Below are 18760 nucleotides of genomic sequence, written 5' to 3' on the forward strand. Positions count from 1 at the left end.
AAGAGACCGTACAAAAGTAATCTTATGACGGCCTCCAAATTTATTGTTCTTGGATATAAAGTATTTTAATCTTTAAATTCTTTCCAAATGCAATAAGCCACATCACCAACAGCAGTTACTACACAGGTCGCAACTGCACCCCCAAAACCAACTCTAGCACAAAAAGCCGTTTCAGCATTCACCCATGGCTCTATGGCAAGTGCTAATGATCCGCCGCTCTCTGTTACAACAATAATATCAGCTTCTGCGGTCACCACCATGCAAGTCCAAAAAACTCCTTTAGATACAGCATTAAAATTACCGCAAGAATAAATAGCTGCAATAGCTCCAGCAAAACAATTTGCTACCTCACCAGCAGTTATACCCCTATTTCTATTTCTCATCAACGCACTATTAACAATCTGCATTCTCTCAGTTGAATCCATTATTTTTAATTCTGGATTTTTAGCTATAATTTCTTTAAAAGTTCGCCTTGAAATATCAACAATATCGGCAATTGTTTCTTTATCTTCTTTTGATATTTTCTCTCGTTTCTCAGTTTCAAGCTGAATTTTAGTATTAAACATACCTAATGCGAAAGATAATTTACTTATCGTATTAATTTCTTCTGTACAGGATAGATTCTCTATCAGTTCCTCGTGATTATTATAAATATTATCAAGATTGTTATTACTAAATCCGTTTTGACCTAAAAACAGAGTTACTATGATTATCAATATATTTTTCATTTTAGTTTTATTTAAGATTTGTTATAATTCTTATTACAATCTTCAACTTCTAATTATCTTGAAGTTTAAAATTATCTATAAGAGTTATTGTACTATTAAAGATTGTGGACGATCCTGAGAAAAATTGCTAAAAGTATAACGACTAATAGTTTTAATTTGATCCTTGCCTACCCACATTGAAACTCTTTTTCCTCCATAATTGGGGTACTCACAAAAATAAACTGTTGAGTTTCCATTTTTATCGTTCTTAACCTGAATTGTATTATTTCCTGAATACATTTTATAAAAAGGAAATGAAGAAGACACCCAAGGTGAACTTACATAAGCGCTTTTTCCATCAACTTTTACGGCGTGATGAGGGTTATTTGATAAATTACTATTATTCTGGGCTCGTTGAAAATAAACATCTTTATTATTTGAAGTGTTATAAGCAAAAATAAAAAAAACTCTATGAGCCATAGCCTTTAAATCTGAGTCTCCAGCAACAGAGCCTAATCCTGAAATTCCATGTAAACTAGATTTACTTGCCGTTTCAGTATTTGAATCTTTATCCTCTACTAGCTCACCGTATTCATTAAAACTACCTGTTTTATATGTTGAGTTTTCTAAATTATCTGTTAGATACTGTTTGGCAAACTTATTAAAATTTTGATTTGTTAATTTCTGATAAACTTCTTCGGATGTATAAAAATCTACTTCACTATCTACGGTATTATAATGAGTTGCCTGAGCATTTAATAAACCCTCTATTATCTTTTGTTTATCTGTCATAACTTGACCATCTACTCTAAAACTTTGGTAGTCCTCAAATAAATAACTGTACTTTTCAAAATCTATCTGATTAGTATTTTGAATTTCTGCCTCATTGTCGCTACTACATCCAACAACAAACATTACGGTTAATGCTAAAAACAATATTTTTTTCATCTTAAATATTTTTAAATTATTAATTATTAATGATTTTTTTTCAAATGACCTGACTTCTACTTTAGGGTCAGGAAATAAATCTTCAAAAAAAATTGGTGAATCTCTCATTGTTAATGGTTTTAAGAGTTATTATTAAATTTATTTGTGTTGTACAACAATGTGAAATTATGGAGAAATATCCCGTTAAAAGATGCAGAAAAGGACATAAACTTTCACCAAAGGACAAATAATTACATTTTCGGATATACCATTAAAAACCGTTGCAATTATGGCTATTTTGTTACACCAAAATCATAAAGAATGAAACAAAAATGACTGTTATGTAGATGTAATATTAAAAGCAGTAACGTTATAATGCTATAAAAATGAAAGCACTAAGGGGAGTCTGTTTCAAAATCGACATGAAATTGAATGCAGGAAGTAAAAACATGTATAAATTCCAGACTACAGATCAAACTACATCATTTTAATGAACAAGAAATCATTGTAGCCAGAGAACGTGTCAAGGATTTTAAAGAATGGTTAGAGTAATCGATACCTCCATTTCTTATTCCTGCTACCCTCTTTTACTTCTTACTTTTTTAAACATAAATACCAGCACAGCGTGGTAACATTTGGTGGTCTTGATAGATAAACTATAAAAAAATAAAAGTATTACTTACTTTTGAAAACACACATCTCTATCACAATGACAACTCATCATAAAGCCATTTTCGGCAAATACTTCTTTTTTTTAATTTTCTCTTTATTCTTTGATCCATTTTCTATTGATGCACAAGAGAATAGTATCAAAGATGCGTTAACATATTTGAAACAAGCAAATAGCTTTTATGATATAGAGAGTTATAAAAAAAGTATGGAGTATTATGTAAAAGCAGAAATAATAGCTAAAGAATTGAAAAATGATTCTTTAGTGTCTATCATTTACACCAGAAAAGGGCACGTACATCTTAGGGATGGAAAAAATAAAGATGCTCTCGAGGCCTATTCAAAAGCTCTAGATATTGCTCAACTAACAAAACATAAAGAATTAGAAATTAAAGCAAAAGCAGGACTTATAATTATCCTAAGAAGAATGAATAGGTTAGATAAAGCTTTAAAAACCGCCCTCCATTCACTTAAGTTAATACCAAATACTAAGTTTAATAAAAAAGGAGCTCACGTCAGTATTTTGGTTCTGACCAGTGAGGTATATCTGGATAAAGAACAATATGATTCAACCTTATATTATGCAGAAAAAGCACTGGAGATCAGTAGAGAGTTAGATTATAAAGAAGCTATTTTGGATTTATACATTAAAAAGGGAATGGTGTATTATTACCAAAAAAAACATGAAGAATCTCTAAATTATTTATTTAAAGCAAAAGACATTCTATCCAAACAAGAAATAAACAATAAATCATTTCCTACGATAAACACCAACTATTTTATTGCAAGTTGTTACTACCAACAGCAACGTTATCAAGAGGCTATTGAGGTTCTGGGAAACAGTATCGCAAACTTTGAAGAAAATGATCTTTATAAACCTCCGGCAATTCGATCTCATTTGTTACTAGCCAATTGTTATAATGAAATAAAAGAATACCAAAAAGCAAATCTGTGGCAGCGTCAATATGTAATCCTAAATGATTCTTATCAAAAAGATAAAGATCAAACTATAGATATCATTCATGAAAAAGAAATTGCTGCTCTTATGTCCAAACAGGCAGAAAATGAAAGCCAAACATTCTTGATTATATTAATCATCTCCATCCTATTCATAGGTGTTATATTCTTATATTTTAAAAAACAACGATCCAATAAAAACTTGTTTCACAACTTAATGGAGGAAATTAATATTTTAGAATCCATTCAAGCAAAAACAAAAGCTAACGAAGAACCGAAAAAAGAACTAACTATTGATGATCATACCATAAACGATATTATAAAAGGACTGGAAAAATTAGAGGTACAAGAATATTTTTTGAAATCTGAATGTAGCCTTCGATCTATGGCCAAGAAGTTAAAAACCAATGCTACCTATTTATCCCAAACTATAAACACACACAAAGAGAAAAACTTTACCGAGTATATCAATGACTTAAGAATTGAGTATGTATTAAAAAGATTAAAAGATGATAAAAAATTCCGGTCCTTTTCTATACAATCCATCGCTTCAGAAATTGGATACAAAAGTAGTTACTCCTTAGTAAAGCATTTTAAAGCAAAAACTGGGATCAATCCATCGTATTATATCAAGAGTATTGACAAACAGCACAAAGCATCAGAAATAGAGGTGTAAATCATGACTATTTTAAACAATTTAGCCATATGCAATTAGTACAAACCCCAAAAATCAAATATATTTCTACGAAATACATTTTTATACTTCTGATAAAAACAGAAATACTAACAAATCAAAAAATCATTTTACAATGAAAAAAAACAAAACACAAAACATCAGTCTAAAAAAGTTAACCATAGCAAGGATCAGTACGGATTCAATGAAACGGATAGAAGGGGGAACTAGTGTTGTTACAAGTCAACAACCAGAAGATGGAGAAATAGTAGGCTATTGTTATGACATAAAATAAATAACGGTATTTTCAAAACACCTATTACCCTGCTTATATGCAGGGTTTTTTTATGGCTATTTTGTTTAAAATGGTCACACTCCCCTTTCAATCTCCCTAATTACCTTCTACATTCGTAACCGTATCAAAATGCAATACACACTATATTTTGATCAAGGGGCCACCGAAAACCTTATGGACAGAGTAGGTAATTAAAAACATAATATCATGCTTAATAACATTTTAGATTTAAAAGGAGTTACAACATTAAACAAAAACGAACAGCAATCCATTAAAGCCGGAACATACTACGGTGATCAGTGTCTTAGTCTTTGCAGTGGTCGTTGTTCTTTTGGACGTTGTTTTGAACAATTAGACTAGTAATAACCAAAACTGTCATATGGAGCGTAGTCGAAATGTATCTAAAACGATATGGATGATTTTTCGACTACGCCCAAAACAACAGAGAAAAGAACTTTTCTTTTTTGTTAAAACATTCCCTAACTCAAACAATCAACACACAATGACTCTTAAATTTTTAAACATAGATGGTGTCAGCATATTAAACAAAAAACACCAAAAATCGATTCAAGGTGGCACCTATGGATGCCAACAAGTAGCTCGTAGATGTGTAGATGACAGTGATTGCTGCTCCGGAAGCTGTGGTGTAGAAAAAATCATTAACGGAAACGTTGTGACACTTTCTATTTGTTCATTTAATTAAATAGTTCAAAAAGCGTCAATTCGAGTATCCGCTCAAGGCGGATTGCCTGCCTGCCTCTGGGTGGTATCGAGAATAGCTTTTTGAACCAAATGTTTCTATGCTCGTTAGTCCTGCTGAACTTGTCGAAGCATACTTCTATTTGGGGGTCGAAGCACTCGGATGAATTGGCTTTTGATTAAAAAAACACCCCTATAATCCCCTCAAGGGGATATTATAAAAAGTAAAGTTTCCTCACTTGATGAGCCTACCTAGCAGTCAGGCAGGGATTAAGGAGCGTATTTTAGGTTTATAACAAAACATCCATCCCGAGCCCTTCCTTCGAAGAAAGGGAGCTTAATAGTCTCCTCACTTTGACAAAGAGCTATAGAAAGATGTTTGATCTATCTATAAATCTCAATGATATGATAAACCAAACGCTTACAAGTTTCTATACAACACAGACAGAAAACCACGACTGTCTCAAAATGCTCGTGGTCATCTTAGAATAATTAACTTTTAACAACATGAAAAAATTAATGCAATTAAAAGGAGCTCAGATTTTAAATAAAAAAGAGCAAAAAACTATTAACGGAGGAAATACAGGGATGCAGTGTAATAGTCATGCAGATTGTAGCGTTCTAAACTCCTTACCATGGGGAGAACACGAAAAATTCTTCTGTCATTGGGGCTATTGCCAGATTATGTAATAAACTTTATGTGTTTTGAAATAAATAAAAGGCCAAAGTATCATACGATATTTTGGCCTTTTTCTAATAAAGTTGCTCTTTAGGCAAAACAGCATGGTTTGAAATTCGAGAATATTACGCAACCCTATAAAGATTAGTACATCTTATAAAAAAGCTAAAAAAATGAACAAACCATTTAAATTCTTAGTAATATTCATGTCTTTATTATTGGCAAATGCACAGATCTCTTGTGATAATAATGATGATTGTGAAGATGCAATTTGTACGCTAGTATTGGTAAGATTTTCGGTATCCGTAACCGATCAGAATCAAAATCCTGTAGCATTAGACTCCTATGAAGTGATTAACCTCGAAAACGGAGAGAATATTACCATTTCCCTAGCACCAACCGAACTGGAAGAAGCATTACAATTTGGAGAATATCCATTGATCGAAGATGATGTGATTGGAGTAAACCGGCAACAACAAATTAGGTTTAGAGGATTTATTAATAACCAAGAAGTTATTAGCAGTGACTACACGGTTAGTAGCGATTGTTGTCACGTTAGCTTAGTATCCGGAAATCTGGAACTTACTATTCAACAATAAATAAAAAGCAGCGGGTATTATATTAGAATTCAATCTTCTAATACTCCCACTGTCGCTTCTTGTTCAGCTCCTCTTCTGCTTCTATTTCTTCCTGTGGAATTACTTTAAGAAATGAAGGATGCTGTTCAATAGCATACTCCAGCTTGGCCACAATATCATCTATAGAATCATTTTCGTAGTCAAATTCCAGAGGTTCTTTAATCACCATAGATTGTAGAATGTTCCTCTTTTTGATTCTGATTCCTTTCTTGTCAAAAGATCTTCTAAACCCATCAATCACAATTGGTATAACGATCGGTTTATATTGTCTTATAATGTGTGCTGTCCCTTTTCTAATTGGCTTAAAGGGTTTGGTAGTTCCTTGCGGAAATGTAATTACCCATCCATCTTCCAGCGCTCTTTTGATATTGGTAATATCACTCATCTTTACCTGGCGATTTACATCTTGTCCTTTTTCTCTCCACGTACGTTCTACGGTAATGGCTCCGGCATATGCCAGTACTCTAGCTAATAAGCCGGCATTCATAGTCTCCTTTGCAGCTACATAATAAAGATTTAGCTTAGGTTTCCATAAATAGCCAATATTCTTAATAGAGTCTGTACGACCGCTTAGACTGGCATTAAATACGTGAAACATCGCTACCACATCTGCAAAATAGGTCTGATGATTGGATACAAAAAGGACATTATTATCCGGAAGGGTCTTAAAAATCTCACTTCCTTCTATTTGTAGTTCGTTAAATCCTCTATATCTGCGATGAGTCATAGCACCCATAATGCGTATGAGCCATTTTTTTAAGAATAGTATATGACCAAAAGGATTTCTTTTAAACAATCCCATAAATGAATTCTGGTTTAATTAGTTGTTTAGCATCGATTGTTACATCATTTTTCAATAATATCCTGATTATCAATGAAAATAATAACAAATGATTAAATAACCGATAAAATATTCGATAAATTCTTGTGAAAATTTCGAAAAAAACAGGAGTCAAATATACAAAATCATGATTCCAAAGCGTCTTTTAGCAGTACTTTAAGTTCACTAAGCATCATTGCCGTTGCACCCCAAACCACGTAACCATTTAGTTCAAAGGATGGTACTTCAATATTTTCTGCATACGAAGTCGATAGTTTTTTAGAAGTTACCTTGGTATCATCCAACAAATCTTCTATCGAAACTTCTATTACTTCGGCCACTTCTTCCTCCTGACGCACAAAATTAGGAAGCGCATTTATAAAACCCAGAAAAGGATGTACCCAAAAATTAGAAGGTGGAATATATACTTTGGTAAGCGATTTCAACACATCTACAGTATCCGAGTTTACTCCAATTTCTTCCCAGGTTTCCCGCAATGCAGCATCCTGAAATGTTTTATCAAAAGTTTCTACTTTTCCTCCTGGCAATGCTACTTGTCCAGAATGTACCCCTTCATACGTCGGACGTAAAATCAAAGCCATATACGTACGGGTTTCTTTGGGATACATCAACATAAGTACAGCTGCATGCCTGGGATTTTTCTCTTCTATTTTGATGTTATACAGCTCTTGCTTTCTAACCTCGGGAGCCATAATAAAATGAGAGGATGCTCCAGGTACTGACATTTTCTGTATTTTTGGAATCAAACTTTTAAATGTTTCGAATGTCATTTACCAGAGTAGTTTTTATATATAGTTCTATTGTTTTTCTTATGTTCTGTAGTTGTGAAGATACACAATCTAAAAAAACTAAACAGAGCGTTCAAAAAAACGAAAAAAACGTTTCTACGGAAAATACTGAAAATCAAAATGATACATTAAAAACGCAAACAAAGGATAAAAATCACGCTCCTAAAGTAATGGACGAAGAGCCTTTTAAGCTTACCAATGAAAACATGAAGGAGTTTTTACTACAATATGGTAAAGAAAATCCTGAAACTCTGGTACGAATTAGTACTAAATTTGGAGATATTCATATTCAGCTTTATAAAGAATCTCCTGTACATCGCGCTAATTTTATTTATCTGGTTAAAGAAAAGTATTTTGATGAAACTTTCTTTTATCGCGTAGCCAAAGGTTTTGTTATTCAGGGTGGAAATAGCGATCGCAAACAAATGGCTCAAAAACGTCACGATATTGGTGATTACACCTTGCCGCAAGAACCTATTAAAGGGCTTACCCATGAGCGTGGTGCTGTCGCTCTCTCCAAACAATGGGTTGATAATCCTTCTAATCGTTCTACCCCCTATGAGTTTTTTATTGTTATTGCAAAACAAGGAGCACATCACCTGGATGGGGAACACACTATTTTTGGCAAAGTTGTAAAAGGAATGAATGTAGCCGACAAAATTTCTAACGTACCTGTAGACGGTAGCGAATGGCCTAAAGAAAATATATTTATCAAAGCAGAAGTGATTCGATAAATCAAACAGCTAATTGATACCACAAAAAAGTTTTGAATCCTTTTAATTAGAGCAGGTTTCTTCTACAATCTCTTGAGCAGACGGATTGTAAACATTACCACTTGTAAAAAAGCTTCCGACACCATTATTCTGCAAAAGACCTTGTATCTCACAAAAATCTGATAAATTAGGATTATCACTTATTTGTAAATTTCCTTCTACTAATTCAAGATTACCCAATCCTTGTAAATCCTCAATTATCATTCGATTTATATACAAATTTCCTAAAACTCTTTTTAGTCCTGAAAGATCTTCTAATGACATTATATCGGAATCCCTATTATTATTAATGGTTAAGTCTCCATCAATTCCTTCATAATTCATAGATATGAATGTTTCATAAGCGCCTTTACTTCTTATGACCAGATTACCGCCATAAACTCCTTGAGGAAAATCTTTAAAACAATCTCCATCTGTGATATCAAGTTTTGATGGATTGTATTTATTATAACGTGTTTCAAAAAAGGTACCATCTAAGCCATTAGAAACCAATAAATTCTTAATAGCACAAAAATCATTCAATCTTTCATTATAACTTACACTAAGATTTCCACCAATATTTTCAAGATTATTTAACCCTTCTAAAGTATTAACAAATGGATTATTTTTGATTTCTAAGTTCCCACCAATCATTTTCAGACTACTTAAACCATTAAGATTTTCTAATAAATCATTATAAGTTATAGTCAATACAGATTTAACTGAAACTAGATTAGCAAGAGCACTTAAATTTGTTAGGGAACTACATCCAGCAATTTGAAGAAATCCATTGAGATCCACGATATTGACCAGTCCATCAATATTTTCAAGACCAACATTATCGAATAATGCTACGCTTCCCTTAATCTCTACATCCTCTAATCCATTTAGACTTTTAAGATTGGCAGTAGAATTAATTCGTATGGTGTTGATTGATCTTAATTGAGAAAGTGGCTCCAAGGAAACAATAGTAGTGTTGCGATTAGGAAAACCTGATTCAAAAGCAATGAACAGCTGTCCGGTAACTTCTTTATATCCTTTGTTTACAAAATTTTCAATTTCTATTTGACTAGCTAACAAAAGATCTCCTTCGTAAATATCACTAATCCCTACACCTAAGCAATTTACCTTATTGTTACCGCTGGTTGCATTGCTTTCTATAATGATTTCTCCACCAAAATCACTAATACCGTTCGGCATAAAACTTAAATTTACATCTCTAAAACTACCCGCCGCAATAGAACCCGATATCCAATCCAGAGAAAAACCATCTGGTACTTTGATTTCGGTAATCTCTAGCGGCACATTTCCAGAGTTAGAAATTTTAAATGTTTTAGTTTGTGTGATATTCTCGACAACTTCTCCAAAATCAAGAGATACGTCATCTACAACAGTTATAGTGATTGTAGCTATTGGATCAGGATCTTCTTCCTCTTCAATTGTAATTACTTCATCACTACTATCCGAAGAACCGCAACTATATAGAAATAAACTTAAGAATAAATACAAGAAAGATTTAAGTAAGATTTTCATTTTCAATTATTTTGGGGCCGCAAATATACTACCTTTTTCCAAAAATTCTGAAGTTTTAGAATCATTATTTCTGCGTATAGTAGTTATAATCCTCCACTACCTTGGCAACAAACTGAATCGGTTTTTCTTGGGGTTCAACCTGCATAATACCACTTACCTTATTAGAAAGTTGTAAAATGATATTATGATTACCATTTCTTCTGGCATCTTGATATATCCCTTTTATTTTGCGCATCTCGGCGTCACTAAATACAGTAACTTGTGGATACACCGGTTTATAATCATCAGGAATGTCTACCAAAATTGTCTGATTAAATCTTACTTTTTGTTTTTCACTGATTACCGTTGTTCCAGCTGCCATATCACCAAGTCGTTGCCCGGTTCCTTTAAAAAGAATCGCCACGACTGCAATTCCGCCTGATGCCAGACTGATATCAATTAATCTGAGTAACCATCTAATTAGGTAGCCCGAAAAGGCAGGTCTAGAACCATCCAAACGAACAACCTTTATTTTTACAGCTGCTTTTCCGGGAGTTCTACCATCCCAAAAAGTTTCCCATAACAAGAAGTATAAAAAAGGAGGAAGTCCTACTATCAACCAGAAAGCCCATTGATCTCCAACATCCAAATCCAAAGCACCTATCGCAAATAACACCACGATAAAATAGGCTATAATAATCAATAAATCGATTAAGTATGCCAAGATTCGTTCACCAATTCCAGCAGCATTTTGCTGTATGCTCACATTTTGAGCAGTTTCTATTTGAAAATTATCCATTAATTATGTTTCTTTGAAGCTCCTAATTTTTGATCCATGCGTGAGGCGGCTTTTGTGAAGCAAAATAAAGATAAATGGTTAAAATTTGAAAGCGTTCTACTGAATAATGCACAAATTACTCCGGATGAGCTCTCTGGTTTATATATTGAGATAACTGATCACCTAAGTTATGCACGAACTTTTTACCCTAACAGCCAGACTCTTAATTACTTAAACGGATTAGCTTCTAATGCGCATCAAAAAATTTATAAAACAAAAAAAGAAAAGAAAAACAGATTTTATTCTTTTTGGGTGAAAGAATTTCCATTAGAATTTTATAAATATCAACGGCAATTACTAATTGCATTTTTAATTTCAGTACTTTTTACAGCGATCGGGGCATATTCCTCTGCAACAGATGGAGCTTTTGTAAGATCAATTTTAGGAGATGGGTATGTGAATATGACACTAGAAAATATTGAAAATGGAGATCCCATGGCGGTTTATAAAAAAATGGAAGAAACGAATATGTTTCTTGGCATTACCATCAATAACATTAAAGTTGCATTATATTGTTTCGTATTTGGAGTTATGCTTGGCATAGGAACAGTTTTTGTATTGATGCAAAACTTTATTATGTTAGGTTCTTTTCAATATTTTTTTTACGAAAAAGGACTCTTATGGGAAAGTGCCAGAACGATTTGGATACACGGGACCATAGAAATTTCTGTCATTATCATAGCAGGATGTGCAGGATTGGTAGTGGGTAACTCTATTTTGTTTCCAAAAACATATACCCGACTTACATCTTTTGTAAGAGGGATCAAAGCAGGATTAAAAATCGTAATAAGCACCGTTCCGTTTTTTATCATTGCAGGTTTCTTAGAAGGTTTTGTAACCAGGCATACAGAAATGCCTGATTGGTTAGCAATATTTATTATTGCTGCCTCTTTGAGCTTAATTTTATTCTATTATGTGATATACCCCAGACAATTATATAAAAAATCAATTTCTACAGATGAACAATAATTATATTGAATTTAAAAAGAAAAGAGAATTAGGAGAAATTCTTACAGATGTTTTCGCATTTATAAGAACCAATTTTAAACCGTTATTTACTGTTTTATTTAAAACCACTGGTGTTGTTTTAGTTGTACTTCTGTTATCTATTGCTTATTATACCTATGCATCTTCTAGTATAATGGATCCCTTTACTCTAGGAGGTAATCCCGAAATATTTAATTCTGGAGCATTAATCATATCCGCATTGATTATGCTAATTAGTATTTTACTTTTTTATGGATTAGTTTTCGGAACTGTTTTACACTATATTAAATCATATGTAGATAACGATGGTGTGATTAATCAAACAACAATTGTTGATGGAGTAAAAAAGGATTTAGGAAGTATCATCGGACTTTCTATTCTTTCCACAATTATGTTGGTAGTAGGACTTATGTTATGTTTTATTCCGGGAATATATTTGTATGTACCTTTAAGTCTTATTTATCCAATTCTGATTTTCAAAAAATCTGCAGTATTTGATTGTATAAGCGAAAGCTTTGAATTGGTGAAAAATGAATGGTGGATTACATTTGCTACGCTACTTGTTATCGGAATATTATCATACATTATTAGTATGGTTTTTTCTATTCCTGCAATTATGTATACTTTCTTTAAAACCTTTACAGCTGCTTCAGAAGGTACTTTCTCAGATCCTTCTAGTATATATGATTGGGTTTTTATTGTGTTAAATACGATTGCTTCCGTTCTTCAGTACATCATTATTTATCTTTTTACTGCGATTTCCAGTGCATTTATTTACTTTAATCTAAACGAAAGAAAACATCATACAGGAACATTAGAACAGATCGACTCTTTAGGTAAATCCGAATAATTTGAAAATACTACTTTACTTTTTATTTTTTACAGCATCCTTATCTGTTTCAGCTAAGATTCAGGACAGTACATCCATTACCAAATCTCAAGAAATAGTATATGACCTAGATGCTACCAAAGAAGTAAAAAAGTTTAGCATCGATAAGATTCAGGAATTACGAAATGATGACGACTTTGATTATACAGAATATGAAGAGCCAGATAATATTTGGACTCAATTCAAAAGGTGGCTTGGTCAACTATGGAGTAAATTGATCAATTGGCTATTTGGCGTTGAAAAGGTTACCGGGTTTTGGGCAGTTTTATTAAAGCTGTTACCTTATCTCATTATTATAGGAGTTCTGTTTTTATTAGGATGGTTGTTTATGAAAGTAAATCCTCGTGATATACTTTTAGAAAAGCAAGAAGCTCCTCAAATCATCCTTACAGAAGACGAAGATATTATTCAGAATCAAGATATTCATCAATTAATAGAACTCGCGTTGAAAGAGAACAACTATCGATTGGCAATACGATATTATTATCTTTCTGTACTTAAAAAAATGTCAGACAAAGAACTCATCCTTTGGGAGTCTCAGAAAACAAATACAGATTATTTGAAAGAGCTTACAGATGATTCCTTGAAAAATAAATTTCAAAATATTACCAGACTATATGATTTTATATGGTACGGAAGTTTTGAGATCAATCAAGTATCATTTCGACAAGCAGAACAAAAATTTAAATCGATTACTAATAGTATAAGCTCATAATTTGCTAAGTAAAAAGTCTAAAATATTTATCATTATCATCATAGCCGCTATAGGTTTGCTTACTTTTTTGGAAGCTAGCGAACCTGAACCGATCAACTGGTTTCCAAGCTATGCTAATACCGATAAAATTCCGTTAGGAACCTTTGTATCTTATAATTTGATGAAGGAAACTTTTGATGATCAGGAATTAAAAGATATCAACCAACCTCCTTATGAGTTTTTACTGGATAATGATACAATAACCGGTACATACTTTTTTGTCAATGGCTCTGTCGGATTTGATGATAGTGAATTAGATCGAATGCTACAATGGGTAGAAAAAGGGAATACATTATTTGTATCTGCAAAATCAATTAGCAGTAACCTTCTGGATACATTATCAATTGACACAGATAATATGATATCCCTGGATGATATTGCCACGCAACCCTTGATCGAATTGGTGAACACAAATTTGAAAGTAGAAAAACCATATCTTTATGATCGCGATACCTATAATCCACATTTTAGCGAAATAGATACCACAAATGCGGTAGTTCTTGGTGTTACCCAATTATATAATGACACCTTAAAAATTAAAGAACCTAAAGTAAATTACCTAAAACAATCTTTTGGTGATGGAGAAATTCTACTTCATTCTTTTCCTGAAGCATTTGGGAATTATTTTATGCTAAAGGACAGTAATTACGTTTATACCCAAAATCTACTGAGTTATGTTGATCCGGCAAAAACGATACTTTGGGACAATCATTATAAATCAGGGAAAAAATTCTATACTTCTCCTCTATTCTTTTTGTTACAAAATAGATATCTGAAATGGGCATATTATATACTGGTCATAGGCGTATTACTTTTTGTTATTTTTGAAGGAAAACGGAAACAACGTAGTATTCCGATTATAGAACCACTTAAAAATCAGACTTTAGCTTTTACCAGAACGATTAGTGCCATGTATTTTGAAAAGGAAAAGCATAAAGAAATTGTAGAAAAACAAAATCTTCTTTTTTTGGATTATGTGCATCATGAACTAAGAATACCAACCAACACTTTGGATGAAAAGACATTGTTAGATATTTCTGCCAGAAGTAATAATGACATAGAAAATACCAAAAAACTATTTAAATATTTTGAAGAACTCAATCGAAAAAGAGTAGTGACAAAAGAAGAATTGATTCGATTATATGATATGATAACCGAATACAAAAATAAATCATAACAGAAACGATATACAACTCTCTCTCTTACGGAGAATAAAAGAAAACATATGGAAAACGAAGAGTTACAAAATGACGCTTTAGAAAACAATCCACAGGATACGCAAGAAAACAATACTCCTTTGGATACGCCACAAGAAGTTTCAGATAGCCCTGAAGCTACTACAGAAAAGATAAGCTTTGAAAATCGTATTGATCTTAGCGAGCTACAACAAGCAGTAGAAAAACTAAAAGCTGAATTAGCCAAAGTAATTGTTGGTCAACAGGATTTTATCGAATTGTTAATCGTATCCTTATTATCCAATGGTCACGTGCTTATTGAGGGAGTTCCCGGTATTGCTAAAACAGTTACCGCAAAACTGTTTGCAAAAACACTAGAAACGGGATTTAACAGAATTCAGTTTACTCCGGATTTAATGCCTAGTGATGTATTAGGTACCTCTGTACTTAACATGAAAACAAGTGATTTTGAGTTTAAGAAAGGTCCTATATTTTCTAATATGGTTTTGATTGATGAAATCAACCGTGCTCCGGCAAAAACCCAAGCTGCTTTATTTGAAGTAATGGAAGAGCGCCAGGTAACCATTGACGGTATAAGATATACTATGGAACCACCTTTTATGGTATTGGCAACACAAAACCCTATTGAGCAAGAAGGAACATATGCACTTCCGGAAGCGCAGCTGGATCGTTTTTTATTTAAAATTAAAGTAGACTATCCGTCCTTACAGGAAGAAGTAGATATTCTGAAAACGCATCACGAAAGAAAAACACTAAAACCATTAGAAATGGTAAGTGCTGTGATGACACCAGAAAAACTGGTAGAATACAAAAAGAAGACTCAGGAAGTTATTATAGAAGAAAAAATCCTTGGATACATTGCAGAAATTGTAACAAAAACCAGAACCCATCCACATCTTTATCTTGGAGGTTCTCCACGTGCTTCTATAGCAGTTATGAATGCCTCAAAAGCATTTGCAGCGATTAATGGTAGAGACTTTGTGACTCCAGAAGACATTAAAAAATCATTATACCCGGTATTACGTCATCGAATTATTCTATCTCCAGAACGAGAAATGGAAGGAATGACTACCGAGAATGTTATTGAAATGATTATACAATCTGTAGAAATTCCACGTTAATTGTGATTAAATTCTATAAATCCCTATATCTAAGTCCAAGAGTATTTTACATACTTGCCATCCTATCTGTCCTATTTTTGGGATCGTATTGGTTTCAGACGTTGTATCCGTTAGCCTGGTTGTTAGTATGGGGATTCGTGATTACTTTTTTATTCGATATTGTTATTTTGTTCAATACTAAAAAAGGAGTTGAAGCTAGTAGACTGCTGCCGGAAAAGTTTTCGAATAGTGATTTTAATGCAATTCCGGTCAGAGTAAAAAGCAACTATGGATTTACCACCTATACCGAAATAATAGATGAGATTCCTGTTCAGTTTCAAAAACGGGACTTTCTAAAAACCGGAATAATTAATCCCAAATCAACATTAGATTTCGAATATTCACTTAGACCTGTTAAAAGAGGTGAGTATGTTTTTGGCCATTTGCACGTGTATGTTATGACTAAAATTAACTTGGTCAAAAGACGCTATAGTTTTGATAAATCGGCAATGGTAAAGGTGTATCCATCTTTTATACAAATGAAGAAGTATGATTTTCTGGCTATCGATAATAAATTAACCCAGTTTGGGCTTAAAAAAATCAGACGCATTGGTCACACCATGGAGTTTGAGCAGATTAAAGAATATGTAATTGGTGATGATGTAAGAACCATTAACTGGAAAGCAACTGCCAAGCACGGAAATTTGATGATCAATCAATTCCAAGACGAAAAATCACAACCGATTTACTCCATCATTGATGAAAGTAGAGTTATGAAAATGCCTTTTAAAGAATTGAGTTTACTGGACTACGCAGTAAATAGCACCTTGGCTTTTTCTAATATCGCCCTCAAAAAAAATGATAAAGTTGGGATGCTTACTTTTTCTAATAAAGTCAGTAATTTTTTACCTGCCAGTAGAAAGAAAACCTATATCAATAATGTTTCTGAAACATTATACAATGTAAAAACTCAGTTTCTAGATGCTGATTTTGGATTGTTATATGCGCATGTCAAAAGGCAAATAAACCATCGCAGCCTTCTGTTGTTTTATACCAATTTTGAGCATATTTCTGCTTTAAAAAGACAACTCCCCTATTTGCAGGCATTGGCAAAAAAACATTTACTAGTAGTGATTTTCTTTGAAAATACAGAATTACATCAATTAATTCATCAAAATGCAGAAGACTTGCAAGCTATTTATGATCAAACCATTGCGCAACAATTTGCATACGATAAAAAAATAATGGTCAAAGAACTGCAAAGACACGGAATCCAGACCGTGCTAACCTCACCAGAAGATCTAACGGTGAATACGATTAATAAATACCTGGAGATCAAAGCTAGAGGACTTCTGTAATTACGAATTGTGAATTTAGAATTACGAATTGTGAATTAAGATTATTCATATACTAGTTTCAAAATTCAAAAGCGACTCCCGGTTATAAATCAAAAACCTTTTTTGAACTTCTCCCCTTTTAGGGGAGATGTCCACCGTATGTGGACAGAGGGGTTACATTTCATCCATTAAATTCTACAGTTGAGTTAGATACTTTATAAATACGCATAGGATTTTTAGACTTTTGACTCATCAAAACGAAATAATAAAAATCAAAAAACTAAACTCTTATGAAAACTCTAGTATTATTTTTAACAATGACCGCAGTAAATTTTGTTACTAACGCCCAAGATACCGATGGAGTTACTATCACCGTAACTGTACCAAATGTTGCTAACTCTGACGGTGCTGTACTTTTTGGATTATATGATGAAACAACTTTTATGAAAGCTGCTCCTATAAAATCAGCAAAAGGTGAAATTGTAAATGGTGTAGCTAAAATTACATTTACCGACATTCCTGCCGGCGAATATGGAATCTCTTGTGTACACGATGCTAATAATAATGAAAGAATGGATTTTGAGGAAAATGGAATGCCAAAAGAAAGTTATGGAGTATCTAATAATAATATGAGTTATGGACCACCCATGTGGAGTGATGCTAAATTTCAGGTCGGTGCCGAAGATGTGGAACTGGAAATTAGATTTTAATATAATAACAACTCATCAATCAAAAAAGAGGGTTTTGCTTTTATTCTTAAGCAAAACCCTTCCTATAGTTGATTAACACTTATTAATCTGCACTTTCACAGCTTGCCTCACTTGTGTCTCTCAATGCTTCTTCTAATTCGGAATCTTCGATAAGTGGACAATCATCCAATGCTCTTAGATATGAAATGGACGCATTTTTCAAAGCTTCACAGTTTTCGACATTTGGATTATTAGAATAACGCTCTAATGCAGCGCTATAATTCTCTACCGCAGATAACGGAACACATCCCCCGGAAAGTTCTTCTATGATATCTTCTTCTGAACAAGAGACTAGTGTAGTCACTCCCAAGATTAACAATAATATAAATTTAGTAAATACTTTCATGTTTTGAATTTTTAAAAATTTGGAATTTGTTTTTGTAATCTTAGTTTACACCTCCATCTGTACAATCAAGCTCTATTGTACTTTGTAAATCTTCTCTAAGATCCTCTAAATCTTCACTACTAAGTAACGGGCAGTCTTCTAAAGCACGTAAATATACTATCGCAGCTTGTTTGGCCGCTTCGCAGTTTTCTGGAGTAGGATTCTGAGACCATACCTGAGACGCCATTGCCGAAGCTTCTGCCTCTTCTTGATAAACACAACCAGACAAAGGGTTTAAAGGATTATCATCCTCTGAACAGGAAATCATACTTGCAAAAATTATTGCTCCTATAATCAATTTACTTTTTCTTACTAATTTCATTTTCTTTAATTTTATTATTAAGTTTTTTTCGAGTATTTGTGTCTGCACCTCATTAGAGGTTAACAT

Annotated in this window: 22 protein-coding genes and 1 pseudogene; 15 read left to right on the forward strand and 8 right to left on the reverse strand. The window is 33.0% G+C overall.

Features of this window, described 5'->3' with window-relative positions:
• Positions 1-65: 65 nt before the first annotated feature.
• Positions 66-728, reverse strand: coding sequence for a hypothetical protein (locus ACFSR1_RS02455; protein WP_378289276.1), 663 nt, complete (start codon positions 726-728; stop codon positions 66-68).
• 84 nt (positions 729-812) lie between these two features.
• Entirely contained in the window at positions 813-1763 is a 951-nt protein-coding gene (locus tag ACFSR1_RS02460) for a hypothetical protein (RefSeq protein WP_378289278.1), read from the reverse strand.
• Positions 1764-2087: 324 nt separating this feature from the next.
• Between ACFSR1_RS02460 and ACFSR1_RS02465 the strand changes: the two are divergent.
• The 7 genes and pseudogenes from ACFSR1_RS02465 to ACFSR1_RS02495 all read left to right on the forward strand — a co-directional run.
• Positions 2088-2186, forward strand: a pseudogene (locus ACFSR1_RS02465) (DNA-binding response regulator); the annotation flags it as partial.
• A 133-nt stretch (positions 2187-2319) separates the two neighbouring features.
• A complete protein-coding gene (locus ACFSR1_RS02470; protein WP_378289280.1) occupies positions 2320-3936 on the forward strand; it encodes a tetratricopeptide repeat protein in 1617 nt (538 codons plus the stop codon).
• 133 nt (positions 3937-4069) lie between these two features.
• Positions 4070-4228: a class I lanthipeptide gene (locus tag ACFSR1_RS02475; RefSeq protein WP_378289282.1), complete on the forward strand. Its 159-nt coding sequence runs from the start codon at positions 4070-4072 to the stop codon at positions 4226-4228.
• A 207-nt stretch (positions 4229-4435) separates the two neighbouring features.
• Positions 4436-4588, forward strand: a complete 153-nt coding sequence (locus tag ACFSR1_RS02480) for a hypothetical protein (protein ID WP_378184021.1) — start codon at positions 4436-4438, stop codon at positions 4586-4588.
• 142 nt (positions 4589-4730) lie between these two features.
• On the forward strand, positions 4731-4931 hold the full coding sequence (locus ACFSR1_RS02485) for a hypothetical protein (RefSeq protein WP_378289284.1): 201 nt from the start codon (positions 4731-4733) through the stop codon (positions 4929-4931).
• Positions 4932-5434: 503 nt separating this feature from the next.
• Complete coding sequence (locus tag ACFSR1_RS02490) at positions 5435-5617, forward strand: hypothetical protein (RefSeq protein ID WP_378289286.1); 183 nt, start codon at positions 5435-5437, stop codon at positions 5615-5617.
• A gap of 162 nt (positions 5618-5779) precedes the next feature.
• Positions 5780-6205: a hypothetical protein gene (locus tag ACFSR1_RS02495; protein WP_378289288.1), complete on the forward strand. Its 426-nt coding sequence runs from the start codon at positions 5780-5782 to the stop codon at positions 6203-6205.
• A gap of 37 nt (positions 6206-6242) precedes the next feature.
• Here ACFSR1_RS02495 and ACFSR1_RS02500 read toward each other — a convergent pair whose 3' ends face one another.
• Positions 6243-7046 carry a lysophospholipid acyltransferase family protein gene (locus tag ACFSR1_RS02500; protein WP_378289290.1) on the reverse strand — a complete coding sequence of 268 codons (804 nt, stop codon included), beginning with the start codon at positions 7044-7046 and terminating at the stop codon, positions 6243-6245.
• Positions 7047-7210: 164 nt separating this feature from the next.
• Positions 7211-7855, reverse strand: a complete 645-nt coding sequence (locus ACFSR1_RS02505; protein WP_378289292.1) for an NUDIX hydrolase — start codon at positions 7853-7855, stop codon at positions 7211-7213.
• Between ACFSR1_RS02505 and ACFSR1_RS02510 the strand changes: the two genes are divergently transcribed.
• Positions 7849-8607 (forward strand): peptidylprolyl isomerase, encoded by a 759-nt coding sequence (locus ACFSR1_RS02510; protein ID WP_378289294.1) that lies wholly within the window; start codon positions 7849-7851, stop codon positions 8605-8607. The genes ACFSR1_RS02505 and ACFSR1_RS02510 overlap by 7 nt on opposite strands.
• Before the next feature lie 42 nt (positions 8608-8649).
• Here ACFSR1_RS02510 and ACFSR1_RS02515 read toward each other — a convergent pair whose 3' ends face one another.
• Positions 8650-10158, reverse strand: a complete 1509-nt coding sequence (locus tag ACFSR1_RS02515) for an Ig-like domain-containing protein (protein WP_378289296.1) — start codon at positions 10156-10158, stop codon at positions 8650-8652.
• Positions 10159-10222: 64 nt separating this feature from the next.
• Positions 10223-10936 carry an RDD family protein gene (locus ACFSR1_RS02520; protein WP_378289298.1) on the reverse strand — a complete coding sequence of 238 codons (714 nt, stop codon included), beginning with the start codon at positions 10934-10936 and terminating at the stop codon, positions 10223-10225.
• Positions 10937-10972: 36 nt separating this feature from the next.
• On the opposite strand from ACFSR1_RS02520, the gene ACFSR1_RS02525 reads away from it, so the two are divergent.
• From ACFSR1_RS02525 to ACFSR1_RS02555, 7 genes are all read left to right on the forward strand, one after another.
• Positions 10973-11944 carry a stage II sporulation protein M gene (locus tag ACFSR1_RS02525; RefSeq protein WP_378289300.1) on the forward strand — a complete coding sequence of 324 codons (972 nt, stop codon included), beginning with the start codon at positions 10973-10975 and terminating at the stop codon, positions 11942-11944.
• On the forward strand, positions 11934-12812 hold the full coding sequence (locus tag ACFSR1_RS02530; RefSeq protein ID WP_378289302.1) for a hypothetical protein: 879 nt from the start codon (positions 11934-11936) through the stop codon (positions 12810-12812). Before ACFSR1_RS02525 ends, ACFSR1_RS02530 begins: the two co-directional genes overlap by 11 nt.
• Before the next feature lies 1 nt (position 12813).
• Complete coding sequence (locus tag ACFSR1_RS02535; protein WP_378289303.1) at positions 12814-13566, forward strand: DUF4129 domain-containing protein; 753 nt, start codon at positions 12814-12816, stop codon at positions 13564-13566.
• A gap of 1 nt (position 13567) precedes the next feature.
• The gene (locus ACFSR1_RS02540; RefSeq protein ID WP_378289305.1) at positions 13568-14782 is read left to right on the forward strand and encodes a DUF4350 domain-containing protein; all 1215 of its coding nucleotides are present in this window, start codon (positions 13568-13570) and stop codon (positions 14780-14782) included.
• A gap of 48 nt (positions 14783-14830) precedes the next feature.
• Positions 14831-15922, forward strand: coding sequence for an AAA family ATPase (locus ACFSR1_RS02545; protein ID WP_378289307.1), 1092 nt, complete (start codon positions 14831-14833; stop codon positions 15920-15922).
• Positions 15923-15927: 5 nt separating this feature from the next.
• Entirely contained in the window at positions 15928-17259 is a 1332-nt protein-coding gene (locus tag ACFSR1_RS02550; RefSeq protein ID WP_378289681.1) for a DUF58 domain-containing protein, read from the forward strand.
• Between the two features lie 269 nt (positions 17260-17528).
• Entirely contained in the window at positions 17529-17948 is a 420-nt protein-coding gene (locus tag ACFSR1_RS02555) for a DUF2141 domain-containing protein (protein WP_378289309.1), read from the forward strand.
• A gap of 82 nt (positions 17949-18030) precedes the next feature.
• Here the strand turns inward: ACFSR1_RS02555 and ACFSR1_RS02560 are convergent, their stop codons facing one another.
• Positions 18031-18333, reverse strand: a complete 303-nt coding sequence (locus ACFSR1_RS02560) for a hypothetical protein (RefSeq protein WP_378289311.1) — start codon at positions 18331-18333, stop codon at positions 18031-18033.
• 40 nt (positions 18334-18373) lie between these two features.
• The gene (locus ACFSR1_RS02565; protein WP_378289313.1) at positions 18374-18694 is read right to left on the reverse strand and encodes a hypothetical protein; all 321 of its coding nucleotides are present in this window, start codon (positions 18692-18694) and stop codon (positions 18374-18376) included.
• Between the last annotated feature and the right edge of the window lie 66 nt (positions 18695-18760).

Source organism: Aquimarina rubra (assembly GCF_042684305.1).
Taxonomy (GTDB): Bacteria; Bacteroidota; Bacteroidia; order Flavobacteriales; family Flavobacteriaceae; genus Aquimarina; species Aquimarina rubra.

Bases quoted from the DNA above. Each gene is read 5' to 3' on its own strand.
- ACFSR1_RS02455 (WP_378289276.1), bottom strand. From the start codon at position 728: ATGAAAAATATATTGATAATCATAGTAACTCTGTTTTTAGGTCAAAAC.
- ACFSR1_RS02460 (WP_378289278.1), bottom strand. From the start codon at position 1,763: ATGAGAGATTCACCAATTTTTTTTGAAGATTTATTTCCTGACCCTAAA.
- ACFSR1_RS02475 (WP_378289282.1), top strand. From the start codon at position 4,070: ATGAAAAAAAACAAAACACAAAACATCAGTCTAAAAAAGTTAACCATA.
- ACFSR1_RS02480 (WP_378184021.1), top strand. From the start codon at position 4,436: ATGCTTAATAACATTTTAGATTTAAAAGGAGTTACAACATTAAACAAA.
- ACFSR1_RS02485 (WP_378289284.1), top strand. From the start codon at position 4,731: ATGACTCTTAAATTTTTAAACATAGATGGTGTCAGCATATTAAACAAA.
- ACFSR1_RS02490 (WP_378289286.1), top strand. From the start codon at position 5,435: ATGAAAAAATTAATGCAATTAAAAGGAGCTCAGATTTTAAATAAAAAA.
- ACFSR1_RS02495 (WP_378289288.1), top strand. From the start codon at position 5,780: ATGAACAAACCATTTAAATTCTTAGTAATATTCATGTCTTTATTATTG.
- ACFSR1_RS02500 (WP_378289290.1), bottom strand. From the start codon at position 7,046: ATGGGATTGTTTAAAAGAAATCCTTTTGGTCATATACTATTCTTAAAA.
- ACFSR1_RS02510 (WP_378289294.1), top strand. From the start codon at position 7,849: ATGTCATTTACCAGAGTAGTTTTTATATATAGTTCTATTGTTTTTCTT.
- ACFSR1_RS02505 (WP_378289292.1), bottom strand. From the start codon at position 7,855: ATGACATTCGAAACATTTAAAAGTTTGATTCCAAAAATACAGAAAATG.
- ACFSR1_RS02515 (WP_378289296.1), bottom strand. From the start codon at position 10,158: ATGAAAATCTTACTTAAATCTTTCTTGTATTTATTCTTAAGTTTATTT.
- ACFSR1_RS02520 (WP_378289298.1), bottom strand. From the start codon at position 10,936: ATGGATAATTTTCAAATAGAAACTGCTCAAAATGTGAGCATACAGCAA.
- ACFSR1_RS02525 (WP_378289300.1), top strand. From the start codon at position 10,973: ATGCGTGAGGCGGCTTTTGTGAAGCAAAATAAAGATAAATGGTTAAAA.
- ACFSR1_RS02530 (WP_378289302.1), top strand. From the start codon at position 11,934: ATGAACAATAATTATATTGAATTTAAAAAGAAAAGAGAATTAGGAGAA.
- ACFSR1_RS02545 (WP_378289307.1), top strand. From the start codon at position 14,831: ATGGAAAACGAAGAGTTACAAAATGACGCTTTAGAAAACAATCCACAG.
- ACFSR1_RS02555 (WP_378289309.1), top strand. From the start codon at position 17,529: ATGAAAACTCTAGTATTATTTTTAACAATGACCGCAGTAAATTTTGTT.
- ACFSR1_RS02560 (WP_378289311.1), bottom strand. From the start codon at position 18,333: ATGAAAGTATTTACTAAATTTATATTATTGTTAATCTTGGGAGTGACT.
- ACFSR1_RS02565 (WP_378289313.1), bottom strand. From the start codon at position 18,694: ATGAAATTAGTAAGAAAAAGTAAATTGATTATAGGAGCAATAATTTTT.